An 18,719-nucleotide genomic window follows, 5' to 3' on the forward strand; every position below is an offset into this window, starting at 1 on the left:
GCTTTCGCTGATCTCCGTCGTTGCAGGACTAAGAGAGGCGCCGCAGCTGCAAATCTCCCCCCTTGTGGGGGAGATGTCCGGCAGGACAGAGGGGGGCGCGAAGGAATGCAACGCTCGGAGTACATCTGCTATGGCGCCCGACCGTAGCCTGCCCCGCGCCGCAGCACCCTTCCTCGGCTTCGGCCGGCTGCTGCGCCGCTACGGCTTTGCGGTGGCGCCCGAGCAGGTCTCCGGTTTCATGCAAGCGGTGACGCTGCTCGGCCCGCGCTCGATGGCCGACATCCGCGAAGCGGCCCTCGCCACGTTGGCGCCGTCGCCCGACCGCCGCGACGAATTCGAGACGCATTTCCGGAGGCATTTCTATGGGGACGCCGCGGCGCTGGTCGAAGGCGACAGCGACGAGGAAACCTGCATCAAAGATGACGGCGAAACCAGGGAACAAGAAATCGAAGTGGTCCGCCAGGAGCAAGGCGGCGAACTGTCTTCGGCCAGCGAACAGTTGAGCGTCCGCGAATTCAGCCGCGACAGCGACGGGCTTGCAGCCTTCCGCCGGAAGCTCGCCACCGCTTTGCCCGCCCGCCGCTCCTTTCGTACCGTGCGCACGCATGTTCGCGGCAAGCTCGACCTGCGCCGCTCGCTCCGCGAAATCGTCAATGCCGACGGCGATATCCCCTCGCCGCTGCTGCGCCGGCGGCAGACAGTGCCGCGCAAGCTTCTTATCCTGATCGACGTGTCCGGCTCGATGAAGCTCTACACATCGGACTATCTCAAGCTGGCACATGCGGCCGTGCAAGGCGCCGACCGGGCGGAGGTATTCACCTTCGGCACACGGCTGACCCGCATCACCTCGGCGCTGCGCATCCGCGACCGCGACCAGGCGCTGGCCCGCGCCGCCGCTCAGGTCGACGACTGGGACGGCGGCACCCGCATGGGACCGACGCTGCTCGCGTTTCTGTCGGTGCCGCGCTTCTCCGCCTTTGCACGCGGGGCGGCGATCGTCATCCTGTCGGATGCGCTGGAGCGCGGCGACCATGCCGAGCTGGAAATGGCGATGCGCCGGCTGAGCGCCCGCGCCTTTCGGCTTTCGCTGGCGACGCCGTTGGCCGGCGATCCACGCTTCCGGCCGGTCACGGCGGCGCTTCGCGCCATCCTGCCGGTGCTCGACGATCTGGTCGACGGCTCGTCGATCGCCGGCCTCACCGAGTTCATTCTGTCGCTCGCCCGCTCAGCTCCGGCGGCCGCGACAATCTGGAAGAGGGTTTCGTGATGCAGAAGGCGATCGACGCGCATTTCCACATCTGGCGCCAACAGGACCAGCCCTGGCTGGTCGGGCCGATGGTGCCGCGCATTTTTGGCCCCTACGAGCCGATCCGCCGCGATTATCCGATCGAGGAATTCCTCGCCGACCAGCAAGGTTCAGGCGTCGAGAAGGCGGTCTATGTCCAGACCAACTGGGCCAAGGAAGATTTCGAAAAAGAAGTCGCGTTCTTGCAGAAGACCGCGGACGAGACCGGCTGGCCGCATGCCATCGTCGGCTATGCCGACATTACGGTGGACGATGTGCGTCCCCAGATCGACCGGCTGAAAAAATACCCGCTGCTGCGCGGCGTGCGCATGCAGCTGCACTGGCACGAAACGCCGGCCTTCCTCTTCGCCCCCTCGGCCGATCAGGTCATCGACCCGAAGGTGCGGGCCAATGTGGCGCGACTCAGGGATTATGGTCTGTCCTTCGACCTGCAGGTTTTCCCCGCCCAGATGAAGGATGGGCTGACGCTGGTCGGCGAGAACCCCGAGACCAATTTCATCCTCACCCACGCCGGCATGCTGACCGACATGGAGCCCGAAACCACCGAGGCCTGGAAGGCAGGCCTGCGCACGCTGTCAGCGGCGCCCAACCTCTATGCAAAGCTGTCCGGCCTCGGCACCTTCGTCCATCGCAACGATCCGGCGCTGATCAGCTATATCGTCGACAACGCCATCGACATCCTCGGCAGCGACCACCTGATGTTCGGCTCGAACTTCCCGATCGAGAATCTGTGGACCAGCCATGCCGAGTTGATCAGGGCGCACAGGGAAGCGGTGGGCAAGCACGGCACGGCGGCCGAGGCCGACATGTTCTGGAACACGGCGGAGAAGGTATACCGGCCGGTGTGAGTGCGCGGAGACCTTCCCTTCTCCCACTGTGGGAGAAGGTGGATCGGCGCATAGCGCCGAGACGGATGAGGGGTGCTGGAAGAATCTCGGCGGAGGAAATCTCGGCGATTTGAAGCACTTACGTCTCCAAGCTAGCGATCCTTCCGGCACCCCTCATCCGACCGAGCTTCGCTCGGCCACCTTCTCCCACAAGGGAGAAGAGAAAACGCCGCGCCGCCCCTCACCGCACCTCGAACTCGCGATCGACCGGAATCTGCATCGCCGTGACCATCTGGTTGGTCTGCCCCGCCAGTCCGATGATCGACACCAACTCGCCATGCTGCGCGTCGGTCATGCCCTTGGCCCGCGCCGCCGCTGTATGCGAGTGGACGCAGTAGGAGCAACCATTGGCGGTGGAGACGGCGATGTAGATCATCTCCTTGGTCAGCGGATCTATGGCGCTGTCTGCGACCATCACCGCCTTGAGCTGTTCCCAAATCCGCTTCAGCGAGACCGGATCATTGGCCAGCCCGCGCCAGAAATTGTTGACGAAGTCGGATTTGCGCGTCGCGCGGATGTCGTCGAACACGGCCTTCACGGCGGGAATCGCCTCGACCTCGGCATCGGTCAGAAGTCTTGTGGTGGCCATGGCAGGCTCCTTTCGTTTGAATCAGGTTTTGAGCAAAGGCGGCTAACCGGTTCGACCGATTCAGTTTCTGCCGCGGAGTAGCGTAGAATCGTGGAGGTTGGCCGAAGCACCTCAGCGTCGTCATCCCAGGGCGGAGCAGCCGCGAACCGGCGTCGCGAAGACCCTGGGATCCATGCCGTGACCTCTCGCGAGGGGTGCAGCGGAGCAGAATTCCGGACCGTCGCAACGCTTGGAAGTCACGGCATGGATCCCGGGGTCTGCGCCGCGTCGCTTCGCTCCTTGCTTCGCCCCAGGATGACGAAGCGGTGAACGTTTCTGCCAATCTCCAAAGTATGCACCAACGACCATCGGACATGTCGACCCTCTAAGCCAAGCCCTAATGCACCGCCGCATACATGATCTTCTCCTCCGTCACTTCGGCCGGCGAGAACTCCTCGACGATGCGGCCTTGCCGGCAGACCAGAATGCGGTCGGACAGGTTCATGATCTCCGGCAGGTAGGACGAGATGACGACGACGGCCAGGCCCTCGTCGGCGAGCCGGTTGATGATCTGGTGGATCTCGGCGATGGCGCCGACATCGACGCCGCGCGTCGGCTCGTCCAAGATGACAATGCGCGGCTTCTGCACCAGCCCCTTGCCGATCACCACCTTCTGCTGGTTGCCGCCGGAAAGCTCGACCACCCGGGCATTGTCGTTGATCGCCTTGACGTTCAGCGTCTTCGTCCACTCCGCCGACAGCGCCCGCATCTCCTGCGCATTGATCACCCAGCTCTTTTCCCGTCCAGCCGCCAAAAAGCCGCCGAACAGATTCTCGGCAACGTCCATCGTCTCGAAAATCCCCTCGCTCTTGCGGTCTTCAGTGACATAGACGATGCCGTCCGCCACCGCCTCGCTGGGTACGAGATAGCGCACCGGCCGGTCGTCCAGTTCGACGGTGCCGCCGCGCAGGAAGTCGCGTTTGTAGATGCCGGAGACGATCTTGAACGTCTCGGTGCGGCCCGAGCCGATCAGCCCGAAAACGCCCGTGATCTGGCCCTCGAAGATCGAGAAGGAATTGTTGCGCACGACATTGCTCATCGATATGTCCTGCACCGACAGCACCTTCTTGCCGGCTTTGCGCAGCCTGGCCTCGTCGCGCTGGCTGTAGAGCTGTCCCGACAGCGTGCGCCCGACCATGGCGGCGACGATCCTGTCGCGATCGAAAGCGGCGGTATCGTCGGTGATCACCAGTTCGCCGTCGCGCAGGATGGTGATGCGGTCGGCGACATCAAGCGCCTCTTCGAGCGCATGGCTGATGAAGACGATCGACACACCCCTTGCCTTGAGCCGACGGATCAGGGCGAAGAAGTGCCGCTTTTCCTCCGGCGTCAGCGTCGCCGTCGGCTCGTCGAAGATGATGATCTCGGCATTGTGGTGGACGGCGCGCGCGATCTCGACCATCTGCCGTTTGGCCGCGCCCAGCGTCGCCACCATGGCGTTCGGGTCGACCGGAAAGTTCAATGACTGCAGGAATTGCTGCGCCGCGATGTAGGTGCCGCGCAGCCGGTTGAGAAAGCGCTCCGTGCCGAGATAGAGGTTCTGCGCCACCGTCATCGACGGCACCAGGCTGGTCTCCTGGAACACCATGGCGATGCCTGCTTGAAGAGCCGCATGCGGCGAGGCGTAGGCGATCTCCTGCCCGTTGTGGAACATCTTCCCCGAGGTCGCGTCGACGACGCCGGCGATGATCTTGGTCAAAGTCGATTTTCCCGCACCGTTCTCGCCGAGCAGGGCGTGGATCTCGCCCTTGCGCAGCTCGAAGCTGACATTCTTCACCGCCGGCACGCCGCGATAGGTCTTGGTCACGTTCTCCAGGCGGACGATCGGTTCCATCAGCGATGCCCTCCTGAAGCCAGGTCGATAGCCAGCAGGCAATCGCCGCCTTTCGAGGCAATGAACAGGCGACCGTCTTTCTCGGCCACGCTGCAGATGCCATGACGCGTGCCGTTGGCGCGGCTGTGCAGACTGAATTGCGGCCGCATCTCCCGATCGAGCCTGACTACCAGCCCGTAGGAGCGGCTCGGCGACCATGGCTTGTGGATGCCCATGGTACGGATGCCACCGCATTGCAGCGGCTCGAGGAAGCTGCGGTTGGAGGCGAGCGCCGGCGCGATCCAGTGCTGCGGCGGCACTTGCGCCAGCATGCCGTTCCGATAGTGCGTTTCCTGCAGCACGAATTCGATCAGACGGTTGCGGGGCGCAAACAGCGCCAGCCAGGCGCCGGCATCAGCGGCAGGCGACAGGCGAGAGGGATAGCCGGGCAGATGCGCCAGCACCGTCGAGCGGCTGCCCGACGCGCCATCGAAGCGGACAAGTTGGTGCCGCCAGCTCTCGCTAACCAACACATCCTTGCCGGTTGGATGCAGCCCATAGGGAAAGGCGATGGCGTCGGCGAGCTTGCGGAATTCGCTGCCCTCCGGTTCGCGCTTCCACAGCGAACCGGAAGCACCCTTATTCATCAGATCGGCCGCCCATTGCGACGGCGCGTGTTCGGCCGAGCCACTGGCCAGCCAAAGCGTGCCATCCGCCGCATAGGCGAGCGCTGTCATGCAGCAGATCTCGGCCGGCACGGCGGCTTCCTTGCCTGCCATCAACAGCCTGCCACTTTCGAGCGCCACCGTCAGATCTCCGGCGGGCGAGAGCGCGAGCGCGGTAACCGCGGCCGGAAATGTCTCGACCAGAACAGGCGCGGCACCGGCGGCGACCGCATAGACGGCATTGCCGCTGGAGGCCAGCAGCCGGCCGTCGGCAACCAGCAGATTGTCGGGCTCGGTCAGGCCGGCAAAAGCCGGAGCATCGTCCAGCAGTGTATTCGGCCTGAAGGCGCCATCGAGCGGCGGGATTGTCACCGCCTTGCCGCGAAAGATGTCGAGGATCGGGTCCAGCATCATGGCTTCGCTCCCCAATAGGAAACGGGGCTGGTCCAGTTCGGGTCGGCGCCGGCAATCCGGTAGCGGCCGATCCGGTTGTTGAGGATACCGCCCACGAACAGAAAACCCTTGTGCTCGCGCATCGAAGTCACCATCGGGTGCGCGGCGCCCGAGAGGTCGCCCATCGCTTCGACGATGCCGCCCTTCTCGTTGAACTTCACCACACCGCCGGTGTTGATGTTGGGGAACAGCCATTCGTCCTGCGGCAGCCGGCGCGTCATGCGCTTGCGCATGTCGGGATGGCGCAGCGACAGGTCGAAGCTCGGCGTGCGCATGCCTAGCCAGGCCATCCAGTAATTGCCGTCGGAGGCACGGTTGATGTTGTCGGGGTAGCCCGGCATGTCGCGGATGACGCATTCGGCGCTGCCTGCTTTCGCCCCTTCCAGCCAGTAGCGGTGCACGCGGCAGGCCCAGCTTTCGGCAAAGAACAGCGACTTGCCGTCGTGCGCCATGCAGACGCCGTTGGTGTAGCGGTAGCCGTCGAGCAATGTCTTGGTCGAACCGTCCTTCGGGTCATAGACGAGCAGCCGCCCGGTGGCCCGGTTCTCGATCGAGTCCAGCGCCCAGTCGTGCGCGTCGTAGCGTTTGGTAGAATCGGTGAAGTAGATGCGGCCGTCCGGCGCGATGTCGCAATCATTGGGGTCGCGCAGCCGCGCATCGTCGACGATCGAGGTCCAGGAGCGCGACGTTTCCGCCGATAGCCGCTTCACCTCCCGGTCCGGCGAGACCGAATAAAGGCCCATCGCGCCAACGCAGCTGATCAGATTGCCTGTTTTGTCGAAGGCCAGGCCGAGGGGAAAGCCGCCAATATGGGCAAAGACCTCCGAGCGTTTGTAATCTGGCGCGAAGAAACGGACGATCTCGCCATGCCTCGTTCCGCAATAGAGATGGTCGTCGCGGTCGAGGATGACGTCTTCCGGCCCTTCCAGTTCGCCGAGCCCGATATGGTCAGCCTCCGACAACCGGTTGTCGAGTTCGTAAGGCGTGCCCGAGCCCGGTGCGGCCGACTGCGTTGCGCCCATCTTAAGGTAGACAGGTGCGACGTAGACCTCGTCCAGCACCTTGTGGCGGTTCTTCAGCCAGCGAATGTCGATGGTGACGGCGACTGCCAGCATGATGCCCAGCACCATCTGGTTGGTGCCGGTGCCATAGCCGAGCCGGATCAGCCCGTTGGTCATCGTCAGCACGATGATCGCGCCCATCAGCCCCTTGATCACCGAACCGCGGCCGCCGCCCAGGCTGACGCCGCCGACGACCGCCGCCGTCAGTGCCATGACCTCGAGATTGAGCCCGGTGCCCGGCCCTGCCCCGCTCAGCCGGCAGGCGATGAGGAAGCCGCCGAGCGAGGCGCAGAAGCCGGAAAACACATAAGTCATGAACACGGTGCGGCGCACGCGGATGCCGGCATTGTGAGCCGATCGCCGCGACCCGCCCACCGCCTGCACGTGCCAGCCGGGCCGCGAGCGCGTCAGCGCGACATGGGTAATGATGGCCAGGATAATCGCCGCCCACACCGCAACCGAAAGGCCCCAGAAGGTATCGTCGCCGACGAAATCCAGCACATCCGATGTGGCATCGGAAAGCTGGACGTCGGCGGCATAGGTGGTGACCAGTATGTCGAACAGCGCCCGCCCGAAAATGAAGGTGACCAGCGTCGTCAGGAAGGCGCGCAACCGGAAATAGCCAATCAGGTAACCGTTGATCGCGCCGAACAGCAGCCCGGTGGCGATCGAGGCGGCCAGCGCCAGCCACACCGATTGTTCGAGGATGAAGAAGACGAACACGGCCGAAAAGCAGGACAGCGCGAAGATCGAGCCGACCGAAAGGTCGATGCCGCCACCCAGCATGACCACCGTCATGCCGGTGACGACCAGCGAGAACTCGCCGAGCTGGCGGGTCGATTCCTGCAGCGACATCGGCTTGAAGAAGCCGGGGATGATCGAACCGAACACGCTGAGCGTCGCCACCAGCGCCAGGAACGGAATGGCGTTGTCGGTCCAGCGTTTGCTCAGTATCTCGCCGACGAGATGGTCGGGCACGAGATTGTAGCGCCAGGATTGAAGGCGTTCGCGAAAGGACATCGGTTGCTGCTGCCACTCAAGAGAGACAGAGGCGGCCGAACCCCGTCCGGCCACCTCGTCGATGCTTCCAACGGACCCGCGGTTTATTTGGCCGCAGCTTGGGCTTGCAGTGCTTTCAAATCCCAGCAGCTGTCCGGCTTGAGGTCGGCCTTGGTCGTCGCCTTCTCCAGCGTGTAGATGTAGGTGTGCGAGGTGCCGGCCGGCTGGCCGCTCTGCAGCAGGAATTTTATGATGGCGTTCATGTCGCCCGACTGGCGGGCAAGGTCGGTCATCACCACCGCGCCATAGGTGCCGTCCTGCAGCTTGTCGCAATCAGCAGTCTTTTCGCCGCCCCCGGTCGTGACCAGAAAGACTTTGCCCTCGAGCTTGGCATCGCGGATCGCAGCCGATGCGCCCGTCGCGTCGCCGTCCCAAAAATCGATGATGGCGCAGATGTCGGGGTTCTGCTGCAGCATCGTCGTCGTCACGTTGCGCGAGGTCGTCGCATCCCAGTTGGAGTCCGGCTTGGCCACGACCTTGAAGTCGGGGTTCTTGTCCAGCACCTTTATGATGCCGGCATACTGGTACAGGCTCGACGAATTGGCCTGGTCACCCTGCACCAGCCCGATCTTCTTGGAAGAATTCGGCCCACAACCCTTGATCGCCGCTTCGGCTTCCAGCTGGCCGAGCCGATCCCAGTCGCTGCCGACAAAGGCATCGGCCGGAAAGTTTGCCGGGTTGTCGACCAGCAGGACATAGGTGCCTGCGGCCTGCGCCTTCTTCATCAGCTTGGCATAGGAGTTGAGGTCCGGCGAGTGGATGATCAGCACGTCCGGCCTGGTGTCCGACGAGATTGCGTCGGTTATCGCCTGCGCGCCGGCATCGACCACCCAGTTCGGGTCACGCGTCTCGAACACGCCGCCCCAAGCCTCGACCTCCGTCTTCAGGTAATGCGCCCAGCCCTGTGCCAGGTCGAAGCCCATCGCCATCGGCACCAGCATCACACGCTTGCTCTTGAGCGCTTGCGAATAGGCGGCCGGACCCGGGTCTTCGGCGGCGAAGCCTGGCGCCACGAAGGCGGAGACGGCAAGCGCTGCCGCGGCAGCCATAAATGTTCTGATGATTTTCATGTCACATCCTCTGGGTTTGGTATGTCGTTCGCGGCCGGCCCCAACCGTTCGCGTCAGTCTAAATGTCGCCTTGCTGCGCGGTCTGCTCGTCGCGCGGATTGATGAACCCATCGACGATGATCGCCGCCAGCAGGATCGCTGCCTTGATCAGGTTCTGATAGAGCAGCGGAATGTCGATAATGGTCATGGCGTTGAGCAGGATGCCGATCAGCGCGGCACCCACCAGCACGTTGCGCACACCGCCCCGCCCGCCCGACAGGCCGATGCCGCCGATCACTGCCACCAGCACGATGTCGTAGAGCAGCGTGGAATTGACGATCCGGGTGTTGATCGAATGCAGGCTGGCGGCGGTGAGCAAGCCGGCCACCAGCGAGACCAGGGCCGACAGCACGTAGCGCAGCACCAGCATCGGGCGCACTGGAATGCCGATATTGCGCGCCGCAACCGGGTTGTCGCCGGCGAAATAGACGTAGCGGCCCCATTTGAAGTAGCGCAGGAACAGGAAGAAGGCGAAAGCCAGCCCGGCGAAGACAAAAACTTCGACCGGGATGTCGAGGAAGCGCAGTCCGCCCAAAAGCTCGATCCAATGGCCGGGCGGCACCGGCACGGCATCCTGCGTGATCAGTTGTGAACGCACATAGCCGAAGACGAAGGATGCGGTCGCCAGCGTCACGAAGATCGCCGGAACCTCGGCGTAGGCGACCAGGATTCCGTTCAACAGCCCAATGGCGAGAACGCCGGCGAGCACATAGGCGAAGGCCAGCCCGTCGGATGTCCCCGCATTCAGCAGTTGCAGATACCAGGCGACCGACATCGCCATGATCGCCACCGCCGACAGGTCGATGCCCCTGCCGATAATGACGACAGCCATGCCGAGCGCCAATATTCCGAGCACCGAGACCGAGCGCACGATGGCAACGAGATTGTTCGAGTTGATAAACCCGGGCAGTCCGATGGCGGCGGCAATGAACAGCAAAACCGCGATGGCAAAGACAATGCCCTCCTGGTTCAGGCTTCTCCAGTTCAGCCAGCCGGTCGCGTTCATTGCCCGCTTTCACCCGCGATGGCTACGCTCTGCTCCCTCTGCGGCCATCGGAACGAAAGCTAATCGGCTCAAGACCAATTCGTCAAATGAATCCGTGCATTGTAGGCCGGCTTGCGAGGAAATTCTGCGGTTGGACGCACCGATTGGCGAGGCTGGCGTAATGCCCGGAACTCAAGCACTTCTGCGATTGATCGCGCCGATCGGACCGCTGGCAAAAGTTTGTTCCAGGACGAGCGGAGCAGCCGCAGCCGGCGTGTCTCATGCGGCTTCGATCTTCTCCAGGAACAGGCTGAGCTGGTCCGGATCCATGTGCACGACGTGCCTGTCTTCCGGATAGGCCAGGCTGTTCACATCGGCGACATATTCGGAAAAGGCGGCGATGCGTTCGGCCTGCAGGCGATCGTATTCGGCGGCGAAATTGCGATAGACCTTGGAATGGCGCGGCATGTGGCCGCGGTTCTGGCCGAGGATGTCGTCCGCGAACAGGTATTGCGCATCGCAGCCGGTGCCCGCTCCCATCGACAACATGATCAGCGGCGTCCGTTCCGAAATCGCCTTGGCCACCTCAACCGGCACCACTTCGATCTCGGCGCCGACAGCACCTGCGGCCTCCAGTTGCTTCACCGCCTCGAACACCTGCATGGCGGTGTCGGCGGTCTTGCCGACAGCCTTGAAGCCGCCGGTCCAGGTGGCGCGTGACGGGATGAGGCCGACATGACCGATCACCGGAATGGCGTCGTCGGCCATCCGCTTGATGGTGGCGTAGCCAGCGCTGCAGTAGACCGCATCGGCGCTGGCCTTGTAGAGCCGGAACGCCCAGCGGACGAAATCGTCGGCGGTGCCGATCTCGAAGAAATTCTCGCCCGGCATGGTGAACAGGCTGGGTGCCGCATCGCGGTATTGCGGATTGAGCACCAGCTCCGGCGGCACCGAGACGATGTCGACGCCGGCGCGTTCGGCAGCCTCGGCCTCGTCCATCGTCAGCACGCGCAGCATCGTCAGCTGCCGCTTGCCCTTCATGGCGCGCAGGTCTGCGACGGTCGGTCTTTTCCGGCTCATGGATTTTGGTCCCCTTTGCTACGTGACAGAAGGCCGGTCAGGCGATCTGGATCATCACCTTGCCAGCTTCCACCTTGACCGGATAGGTCTGCAGATTGACACAGACGGGAGCCCCTTTGGCCTGGCCGGTCTTGTAATTGAAGCGGCCATTGTGCTTTGGGCATTCGATGATGTCGTCCATGACAAGCCCGGCGGCAAGATGCGCCTTCTCATGCGTGCAAAACCCATCGGTGGCGAAGAATTCATCGTCCGGCGAACGGTAGATAGCGAAGGTGCGGCCGCCATGGTCGAAGCGGATGACATCCTCCTCGTCGACATCGTCCACGGCGCACGCTTCGACCCAATCGGCCATTTCTATCTCTCCTGAAATTTCTGCGTCACGCTGGTGCGCGGCACCTATTCAGCCGCCGCCGACATGTTCACTTCGTGGAACTCGCCGCGATAGGGCCGTGCCGTCGGCGGCAGTTCGCGCTTGAGGAAATAATCCTCGTATTTGAGCTGCCTGAGCAGGACCGGCCAGACCTCGCGATAGGCATGCCACACCGACGGGTTCGGCTCCGGCAGATCGTGCTTGATCAATTCATGCAGCCTGGGCAGCGCGTGATATGGTACCATCGGGAACATGTGATGCTCGACGTGGTAGTTCATGTTCCAGTAGATGAACCGGCTGATCGGGTTCATGTAGACGGTCCTGGTGTTGAGCCGGTGGTCGACGACATTGTCGGCCAGACCGATATGCTGCAGCAGGCCGGTCAGCACCATGTGCCAGGTGCCGTAGAGGCGCGGCACGCCGATGAGCACCACCGGTATCCACGACCGCATGAAAACGGCAAGCGCGATCGTCGCAACGTAGATGGCGATGTGCCAGCGCGCGGCGATGACGGCCTTGTGCTGCTCGATCTCGGGAACATAGCTTTTCTCGTCGGGCGTCAGCTTGCCGAACGCCTGGCGTACCAGCGCCGGAAGCGAATAGCGAAAATCGAGAATGCCGGTGAAGGCCAGCGCGGCACGCAACAGGTCCGGCGGGCGCATCACGGCGATCTCGGCGTCGCGGCCGACGATGATCGTGTCTGTATGGTGGCGGGCATGGCTCCAGCGCCAGGTCACTGGATTGCGCATCAGCATGAAGCTGGCGATCTGGTAGACGACATCGTTCATCCAGCGCGTGCGGAAAGCCGTGCCGTGGCCGCATTCGTGCCAGCGCGAGTCGCTGGACGAGCCGTAGAGCACGCCGTAGACGAAGAAGAACGGCACGCACCACCAGGTACCCCAAAAATAGATGGCGCCGGCGGCCGAGCCGAGGATGGCGACGATCCAGATGATCGTGTCCCGGATCGCCGGGCCGTCTGAGCGCTGCATCAACTCCTTGATCGCCTTGCGGGGCACATCCGTGTGGTACCACTCCGCCGAGGCCAGTCCCGTCTCGATCGCCCGACGCGTGCTTTCGCCGAGCAGGCTGTAATCGCGCTTTACCGTGCCAGCCATTGTGACCTCCAATTCCAGCTCGGCCGCGAGCCCTCCCCGCTCCGGCCGGGACCAGCCTCCCAACTGGTGTCTCGTATCGTCTTCGCCATTATCACGACCTGCCTCCAAGAACAGGAAAATGGCCCGACGGCCGCGGGTAGTCCTCTCTCGGCTGTCTGGCAATCGCCGCGATCCGGCGTTCGGCGGCGGCGATCTCGCCGGCGCCGTCGAGGACCCGGAACACCGCATCGTAGGAGCGGCTCTCGCCGTGCTCCAGCCAGATCATCTCGCCGCGTTCGCGCGCCGCCAGATTCCCAAGCACATGATGCGTCGACGGCTCGATCCCAAGCGCGTACTGCCCGGCCTGGAAATTCTGCCATTGATAGGCGCAGGGCAATTGGTCCTTGCGCGTGACCACCTCGAAGCCGAGGCCGAGCCTGTCGTTGACCATCGCCACCGGAACTTCGCCGCTGCTGTCGGCGCCGAGTTCGTGCTGCCAGACCTGTTCCTTGAACCCCGGTTGCGGCGCCGGCACTGTGCGGTAGCCGACCTTCTGCGCTTCATAGTGCTCGCCGGCATGCCCGGCCCAGACGACGTCGCGGATCGGCGCCAGGTAGCGCGATCCCTCGTCGAGCACCGGATGACTGATATTGATGTGGTAGAAATACATATGCGGCGTCCGGTTGAAGCCGTGATTGACGACACGGTCCGAAAGCCGGATCTCGTTGCCGCCAACATCGGCCTCGATCCGCCGCAGCAGGTGCAGATCCTCGCCGAATACAGTTGATTGCTGGACGATGCCTTCGGCCCACAGCACGCAGCGGTCGCCGGCCCAGGTCTCGCCATAGCCGGTCAGCCGCGCCGGGATGGTGCTGATGCGGCCATGCAGCGAATGGCGCACCGTCTTCTTGGGCGGGTAGTTGTAGGTATCGGCGGGTACCTCGTTCATGAACAATATATGGTCGAGGCCGCAGGTCAGCAGAAGGCCGGAAAACGACCGCGCCCAGGCCAGCCCCTCCTCGCCTTCGTGTTCGTGCAGACCGGGATGGCGAAAGCCGCTCGGCGAATGCCAGCCGATCGCCTGGCCCCTGAAGTCGCAATCGGCGATATCGAGCGCCCGGTCGACCAGCGCGGTGAAGCGCAGGCCCGAGCCGGTGCGGAATTCGAGCATGCGGATGCCGCGCTCGACTCCGTCGCCAAGCGTCATCAGCCGCACGCCGGCGAATTGCGACAGCATGCCCGAGCGTTCCGAGACCTGCCGGCGCGACAGCGTCTTGCCGTAAAGCTCTACCATGTGACGGCCAGTTCCTTCACTTTGCTCGCGTCCTTCACTTGGCTCTCGTCTCCTTGAGCAGGGCCGACATGTCGGCGCCGGTGATGATGCTTTCCACGGTCAGCAGGTCGGTATCGGCGACCGTCTGCTCGGCGACGATCTCGCCGCGGCGCATGACGATGATGCGGTCAGCGACCTGGAAGACGTGATGGATGTTGTGGGTGATCAAAAGCACCGAGTGACCGGCGTCGCGCACTTCCTTGACGAAGCGCAGCACGCCGTGCGTTTCCTCGACGCCGAGATTGTTGGTCGGCTCGTCGAGGATGATGACCTTGGCGGCGAACTGCATGGCGCGCGAGATGGCGATCGACTGGCGCTCGCCGCCCGACAGCGTGCTGACCAGCGCATCGGCATCGAGTTTTTTCGAAATGCCGACGCGCTTCAACAGAGCCGAGGCGGCATCGCGCAATTGGGCGAGATCGAGCGGCGCGAACACACCCAGCCATTTGAGGTTGACCGGCTCGCGGCCGAGGAAAAGATTGCGCGCGATGCTGATATCTGGAGCCAGCGAAGTGTCCTGGTGGATGGTCTCGATGCCGAGATCCATCGCGTCGCGCGTCGAGCGGATGGAGACCTTCTGGCCGCGCACATAGATGTCGCCGCGATCGACCGGAAAGACCCCGGAGATCGCCTTGATCAACGTCGATTTGCCGGCGCCGTTGTCGCCAAGCAAGGCCACCACTTCGCCCTCATTGAGCGTGAACGACGCGCTCTTCAGGGCGCGGACGCTGCCGAAGGACTTTTGCAGGTTCTGCAGCCGAAGCACTTCCATGATCAGCTCCTGGCGGCGTTCTTCTGCAGCAACGCGTGCAGGATGAGCATGGCAAGGATGATGACGCCGACGAAGATGTTGTAGGCGAGCCCGGGCACGCCGATCAGCACGATGCCGTTGCGGATGCTGCGCAGCATCAGCGCGCCGACGATGGTGCCTAAAATGGTGCCGCGCCCGCCGGTCAGCGCCGTGCCGCCGACTACCACCATCGCGATCACTTCGAGCTCGTAGCCGGTGCCGGCCACCGGCGAGGCGGCAGAGATGCGGAAGGCGCTGATCATGCCGGCGAGACCGGCCAGCACCGAGGTCAGGATGAACAGCCATATCTTGACCGCATCGGCCGGCACACCGCGCGCCACGGCAGCGTTACGGTTCGAGCCGATAGCGCTGATCCAGTTGCCGAGCTTGGCGTAGTGCAGCACATAGATCGCCAGTAGCGACAGGCCGATGAACCACCACAGCGAGGTATAGAAACGGAACGTTCCGATACTAAAGCTGCCGGCCAGCAGCGTCACGAAGAAGCCCGGCTGGTCCCAGGACTTCAGCGGAAAGCCTTGGGTGATGTAAAGCGCTGCCCCACGCACCACCAGCAGCATCGACAGCGTCACCAGGAAGGAGGAGATGCCGATCTTCGTGACGATCAGCCCGTTGATCGCACCGATGGCTATGCAGAGCAGTAGGCCGGCCAACAGCGCCACGCCAATATCAACCCCGCCGTTCTGGACCAGCAGCATGATCACGACCGGCGCCAGCCCGAATACGGCGCCGACCGAAAGGTCGAACTCGCCCGCCGTCAGAAGCAGCGTCATGCCGAGTGCGATGATGCCGAGCTCGGGCAGGAACGCCATCATGTTGGAGATGTTGAGCGGCGACAAGAAATTCGCGTCGGCGATCGCGAACACCGCCAGCAGGACGATCAGGATGACGAGCGAAGAGAACTGCGGCGAGCGGATCAGGCTCGACCTGCGTTTGGCACGCGGCATTTCCTCTTCTGCGGCAATAGTCATGACTGCTTGGACCATATCTCAGGGTGACGCCCGCCGCCTGCGCGGCGAGCGTCAGTTCCAATCACTTGTTGTAGAGTTTCAGGATCGGTTCGACGCTCGAGGCGTCGTAGAGGCTGAACGTGTGGATATCGTAGCCGATCGGCTCGCCAGCGGCGGCCAGCCCGAGCAGCGCCACCGGCATGAAGCCCTGCGCCGACGGGAACTGCCAGGCAGCCGCGTTGACGAAACCGGCCTTGACGGACTCGGCCGTTTCCTTCGAATTGCCCCAGCCGACGACCGGGATCTTGCCGGCCGGCACGCCGGCGCCATCAAACACCCGCTTGATGCTGGCCGCAACGGAATCGCCGAGCGCGATGATCGCCGGCGGGTTGTTGGCCACCATGTAGTCGGTCATCTTGGCGATGATGCCGGCCGGATCGGTGCCGCAATCGACCACGTCATATTTGATGCCGAGCGGATCGAAGACGCTGGCAATGCCTTCGGTCTCGAGCTGCTGGTAGCTGGCGCCCGGCACTTCGACCGGCAGGAACACCTTGTCGCCCTGCTTCACCATCTTGTGGTCGACCAGATATTTCGCCCAGATGACACCGGCTTCCTTGAGATCGGCGCCGACATAGGCTTGCCGGCCGGTTGCCGGATCGTCGGTATTGAAGAACACGATCGGGATGCCGGCCACCTTCGCTGCCTTGACCTCCTCGGTCCATAGGCCGGGCTGCGCTGACGTGGTGGCAATGCCGTCCGGCTTAGCGGCAAGTGCCGAGTTGAAGGCCTCCTTCTGCGCCGCCATGTCGCCACCGCTGAACGAGATCTTGCAGATCACCTTGAGCTGGTCGCAGGCCTTGGTCGCGCCGGCATTCCAGTCGATCCAGAAGGCATCCGACGGGCCGCCATGCGACAACAGGTAGAACGTCTTTTGAGCGTCCTGCGCCAGCGCCGGCGTACCCAGCGCCACACCGGCGAGAACGGTCGCCGCGGCCGCGATTTTCAACGCGAATTTCAACATTTCTCTTCCTCCCTTGTTTCGTAGCCGAACCGCGCCATCACAGACCGTTGGCGCGGAATTTGCCGTCGAGGAATTTCTTGGCGCGCGGCACGTCGTCTTCCGAAAGATGCTCGATGATGACTGGGATGTTCGGGTGCTTTTCGGCCAGCCGCTTGAGATAGAGGTCGTAATTCAGCGAACCGAGGCCGGGCGCCGGCAGCTCGATCTCGCCGACGCCGCGGAAAGTGTGGCTCTCCAGCGCGTCCTCGTCGCCGATGTCGGCGTGCTTCTCCGATTTGTCGCCGCCGGAGCGTTTGACGTCCTTGGCGTGGGCTATCTTGATCTTGTCGGTCAGCGTGTCGAACACCTGGTTCAGGATCTGGTCCATCCTGTCGATGTTGTGGGTTTCGAAATAGTTGGTCGGGTCCATCAGCAGGCCGAGACCTGGGTGGTCGACCTGCGCGAACATCCTCACCGTCTCTTCGACCGAGCCGACGACATTGTTCACATAGGTTTCGAGCAGGAAGACCGCGCCGTGGTCATAGGCGGTCTGGGCAAGGTCGGCGATGACCTTGCGGCATTCCTCAAAACCTTCTTCGGTCTTGTTCTTCGGGTGATGCACCCAATCGGATTCCGTGTTGTAGGTACCGGTTTCCGAGATCACGTAAGGGGTGCCGAAATGGCGTGCGTGGCGGATGATCTCCTTCAGATAGCCGACGCGCCTCTCGCGCTCGCCCATATCCGGATGGATGATGTTGGTGTAGCCCGACACGCAGCAGATCGGCAGATTGTGGTCGCGAAACGTATCGCGGACGGTCTTGGCCTTGTCCCTGGTGATCTGTCCGGCGGACAGGTCGATATCCCTGAAATGCAGGTCGAGCTGCACGGTGTTGAAATCCAGCGCACGGATCTTCTGCGCGGTTTCCTTAAGGCCATACGGGAAATACCCCGTGAAAATACCTGCCTGCATCATGGTGTGAATTCCTCCCTTTAAGTGATTCAGTCTGTTGATATTTCGGAAAGCTTGACCGTCCGGCCCATGTCGATCGAGCGATAGCCGGCTTCGACCAGCGCCATGGTCTTGACGTTGTCGGCGACGGACAGCGCCGGCGGCTCGCCCGTCTTAACCGCGTGCTGGAGCTGCTCCATGACGCCGATGAAGGCATGCGGGAACCACATCGTGTCCCAACTGGGCGTCACCCATTCACCACCGGTGGTCTCGGTCGAGGCATAGGTCAGCGTCGAGGCAGCGCCAGTCGGCCAGCCGATAGTGCCCTTGGCGACCCCCTTGGTGCCGTCGACGCGCCAGTTGATGTGCTGGTCGTCCTTGTAGCCCTCCTGGCGCGGACCGGACCAGACATCCTCCAGCGATACGGCAAGCACGCCGGACGGGAACTTGATCGTCGACACGGTGATGCCGTCCGAATGGTCGAAGCGGGTGCGCGGGTCCTTGCGGTTCAGGGTGGTGATCTCCAGGGGATCGCCGAACAGGAAGCGCAGTACGTCGAGATGGTGGACGCTCATATTGGCGAGCGTCAGCCGGTCATAGTCCTCGAGGAAGCTCTGCCAGTGCGGGATAGCGTGCATGTCGATCTGGGCGAAGACGATGTCGCCGAGCGCGCCGCTGTCGATGATCTGCTTCAAGACGCGCATCGACTGGTCGTAGCGCATGTTCTGGTTGACCGAGAGGATCTTGCCTGCCTTGGCCGCCTCGTCGCGAAGTTTGACGGCCTCTTCGAGGGACAGCGCCAATGGCTTCTGCGCCAGGATCGCCTTGATATGTGCCTGCTTCAGAGCATGGCGGATCAGCGCCGGCTGCTGATCGGGCGGAAAGGCAAGATCGATGATCTCGACGTTTTTGTCCTCGATGAGCTGTTCCGGCGTGTCGTGGACGGTCGGGATGTCCCAGCGTTTGGCGACCTTCTCGGCACTGGCCTTGGTCCGCGAGGCAATCGCCACCACGGGGAAACCGGCTTCCTTGTAGGCGGCAAGGTGACATTCGGCCATGATCATGCCGGCGCCGACGCAGCCGATCCGGTATTCCCTGCTGCGGACTTTAACGTCCGGCTCGAAGCCGTTGCCCGCTATTTCGTCGCTTGCCATATGTTCCTCCCG

17 protein-coding genes are annotated in these 18,719 nt (G+C 63.2%); 2 read left to right on the forward strand and 15 right to left on the reverse strand.

All coding sequences use genetic code 11. The features are described from left to right. Positions 1-130 precede the first annotated feature (130 nt). Complete coding sequence (locus AC0L2P_RS13610; RefSeq protein ID WP_473501751.1) at positions 131-1,267, forward strand: vWA domain-containing protein; 1,137 nt, start codon at positions 131-133, stop codon at positions 1,265-1,267. After that, on the forward strand, positions 1,267-2,154 hold the full coding sequence (locus AC0L2P_RS13615) for an amidohydrolase family protein (RefSeq protein ID WP_473501808.1): 888 nt from the start codon (positions 1,267-1,269) through the stop codon (positions 2,152-2,154). The genes AC0L2P_RS13610 and AC0L2P_RS13615 overlap by 1 nt, the downstream gene beginning before the upstream one ends. A gap of 220 nt (positions 2,155-2,374) precedes the next feature. Here AC0L2P_RS13615 and AC0L2P_RS13620 read toward each other — a convergent pair whose 3' ends face one another. From AC0L2P_RS13620 to AC0L2P_RS13690, 15 genes are all read right to left on the reverse strand, one after another. Then, positions 2,375-2,782 (reverse strand): carboxymuconolactone decarboxylase family protein, encoded by a 408-nt coding sequence (locus AC0L2P_RS13620; RefSeq protein WP_473501752.1) that lies wholly within the window; start codon positions 2,780-2,782, stop codon positions 2,375-2,377. Between the two features lie 376 nt (positions 2,783-3,158). Next, positions 3,159-4,655, reverse strand: a complete 1,497-nt coding sequence (locus AC0L2P_RS13625) for a sugar ABC transporter ATP-binding protein (protein WP_473501753.1) — start codon at positions 4,653-4,655, stop codon at positions 3,159-3,161. Continuing rightward, the gene (locus AC0L2P_RS13630; RefSeq protein ID WP_473501754.1) at positions 4,655-5,713 is read right to left on the reverse strand and encodes an NHL repeat-containing protein; all 1,059 of its coding nucleotides are present in this window, start codon (positions 5,711-5,713) and stop codon (positions 4,655-4,657) included. Before AC0L2P_RS13630 ends, AC0L2P_RS13625 begins: the two co-directional genes overlap by 1 nt. After that, positions 5,710-7,833 (reverse strand): ABC transporter permease, encoded by a 2,124-nt coding sequence (locus tag AC0L2P_RS13635; RefSeq protein WP_473501756.1) that lies wholly within the window; start codon positions 7,831-7,833, stop codon positions 5,710-5,712. The genes AC0L2P_RS13630 and AC0L2P_RS13635 overlap by 4 nt, the downstream gene beginning before the upstream one ends. Positions 7,834-7,916: 83 nt before the next feature. Beyond that, a complete protein-coding gene (locus AC0L2P_RS13640; protein ID WP_473501758.1) occupies positions 7,917-8,942 on the reverse strand; it encodes a sugar ABC transporter substrate-binding protein in 1,026 nt (341 codons plus the stop codon). Positions 8,943-9,000: 58 nt separating this feature from the next. Then, complete coding sequence (locus tag AC0L2P_RS13645; RefSeq protein ID WP_473501759.1) at positions 9,001-9,987, reverse strand: ABC transporter permease; 987 nt, start codon at positions 9,985-9,987, stop codon at positions 9,001-9,003. Positions 9,988-10,245: 258 nt separating this feature from the next. Continuing rightward, positions 10,246-11,046, reverse strand: a complete 801-nt coding sequence (locus tag AC0L2P_RS13650) for a 3-methyl-2-oxobutanoate hydroxymethyltransferase (protein ID WP_473501761.1) — start codon at positions 11,044-11,046, stop codon at positions 10,246-10,248. A gap of 37 nt (positions 11,047-11,083) precedes the next feature. Continuing rightward, positions 11,084-11,398: a MocE family 2Fe-2S type ferredoxin gene (locus AC0L2P_RS13655; protein WP_473501763.1), complete on the reverse strand. Its 315-nt coding sequence runs from the start codon at positions 11,396-11,398 to the stop codon at positions 11,084-11,086. A gap of 44 nt (positions 11,399-11,442) precedes the next feature. Continuing rightward, a complete protein-coding gene (locus AC0L2P_RS13660; RefSeq protein ID WP_473501765.1) occupies positions 11,443-12,531 on the reverse strand; it encodes a fatty acid desaturase family protein in 1,089 nt (362 codons plus the stop codon). A gap of 91 nt (positions 12,532-12,622) precedes the next feature. Beyond that, positions 12,623-13,804 carry an aldose 1-epimerase family protein gene (locus AC0L2P_RS13665; protein ID WP_473501767.1) on the reverse strand — a complete coding sequence of 394 codons (1,182 nt, stop codon included), beginning with the start codon at positions 13,802-13,804 and terminating at the stop codon, positions 12,623-12,625. A 34-nt stretch (positions 13,805-13,838) separates the two neighbouring features. After that, positions 13,839-14,621 (reverse strand): ATP-binding cassette domain-containing protein, encoded by a 783-nt coding sequence (locus AC0L2P_RS13670; protein ID WP_473501809.1) that lies wholly within the window; start codon positions 14,619-14,621, stop codon positions 13,839-13,841. Beyond that, positions 14,618-15,598, reverse strand: a complete 981-nt coding sequence (locus tag AC0L2P_RS13675) for an ABC transporter permease (protein ID WP_473501769.1) — start codon at positions 15,596-15,598, stop codon at positions 14,618-14,620. The genes AC0L2P_RS13670 and AC0L2P_RS13675 overlap by 4 nt, the downstream gene beginning before the upstream one ends. An 85-nt stretch (positions 15,599-15,683) precedes the next feature. Next, positions 15,684-16,625, reverse strand: a complete 942-nt coding sequence (locus AC0L2P_RS13680; RefSeq protein WP_473501770.1) for a sugar ABC transporter substrate-binding protein — start codon at positions 16,623-16,625, stop codon at positions 15,684-15,686. Between the two features lie 37 nt (positions 16,626-16,662). Beyond that, on the reverse strand, positions 16,663-17,577 hold the full coding sequence (locus tag AC0L2P_RS13685; protein ID WP_473501771.1) for a sugar phosphate isomerase/epimerase family protein: 915 nt from the start codon (positions 17,575-17,577) through the stop codon (positions 16,663-16,665). Between the two features lie 26 nt (positions 17,578-17,603). Beyond that, entirely contained in the window at positions 17,604-18,707 is a 1,104-nt protein-coding gene (locus tag AC0L2P_RS13690) for a Gfo/Idh/MocA family protein (RefSeq protein WP_473501773.1), read from the reverse strand. Positions 18,708-18,719: the final 12 nt, after the last annotated feature.

The organism is Mesorhizobium sp. WSM4836 (genome assembly GCF_055811815.1).

Excerpts from the sequence above, each read along its gene's own strand:
- AC0L2P_RS13635 (WP_473501756.1), bottom strand. The coding sequence starts at position 7,833 with ATGTCCTTTCGCGAACGCCTTCAATCCTGGCGCTACAATCTCGTGCCC.
- AC0L2P_RS13680 (WP_473501770.1), bottom strand. The coding sequence starts at position 16,625 with ATGTTGAAATTCGCGTTGAAAATCGCGGCCGCGGCGACCGTTCTCGCC.
- AC0L2P_RS13665 (WP_473501767.1), bottom strand. The coding sequence starts at position 13,804 with ATGGTAGAGCTTTACGGCAAGACGCTGTCGCGCCGGCAGGTCTCGGAA.
- AC0L2P_RS13625 (WP_473501753.1), bottom strand. The coding sequence starts at position 4,655 with ATGGAACCGATCGTCCGCCTGGAGAACGTGACCAAGACCTATCGCGGC.
- AC0L2P_RS13690 (WP_473501773.1), bottom strand. The coding sequence starts at position 18,707 with ATGGCAAGCGACGAAATAGCGGGCAACGGCTTCGAGCCGGACGTTAAA.
- AC0L2P_RS13620 (WP_473501752.1), bottom strand. The coding sequence starts at position 2,782 with ATGGCCACCACAAGACTTCTGACCGATGCCGAGGTCGAGGCGATTCCC.
- AC0L2P_RS13685 (WP_473501771.1), bottom strand. The coding sequence starts at position 17,577 with ATGATGCAGGCAGGTATTTTCACGGGGTATTTCCCGTATGGCCTTAAG.
- AC0L2P_RS13650 (WP_473501761.1), bottom strand. The coding sequence starts at position 11,046 with ATGAGCCGGAAAAGACCGACCGTCGCAGACCTGCGCGCCATGAAGGGC.
- AC0L2P_RS13630 (WP_473501754.1), bottom strand. The coding sequence starts at position 5,713 with ATGATGCTGGACCCGATCCTCGACATCTTTCGCGGCAAGGCGGTGACA.
- AC0L2P_RS13645 (WP_473501759.1), bottom strand. The coding sequence starts at position 9,987 with ATGAACGCGACCGGCTGGCTGAACTGGAGAAGCCTGAACCAGGAGGGC.
- AC0L2P_RS13655 (WP_473501763.1), bottom strand. The coding sequence starts at position 11,398 with ATGGCCGATTGGGTCGAAGCGTGCGCCGTGGACGATGTCGACGAGGAG.
- AC0L2P_RS13640 (WP_473501758.1), bottom strand. The coding sequence starts at position 8,942 with ATGAAAATCATCAGAACATTTATGGCTGCCGCGGCAGCGCTTGCCGTC.
- AC0L2P_RS13615 (WP_473501808.1), top strand. The coding sequence starts at position 1,267 with ATGCAGAAGGCGATCGACGCGCATTTCCACATCTGGCGCCAACAGGAC.
- AC0L2P_RS13610 (WP_473501751.1), top strand. The coding sequence starts at position 131 with ATGGCGCCCGACCGTAGCCTGCCCCGCGCCGCAGCACCCTTCCTCGGC.
- AC0L2P_RS13675 (WP_473501769.1), bottom strand. The coding sequence starts at position 15,598 with ATGCCGCGTGCCAAACGCAGGTCGAGCCTGATCCGCTCGCCGCAGTTC.
- AC0L2P_RS13660 (WP_473501765.1), bottom strand. The coding sequence starts at position 12,531 with ATGGCTGGCACGGTAAAGCGCGATTACAGCCTGCTCGGCGAAAGCACG.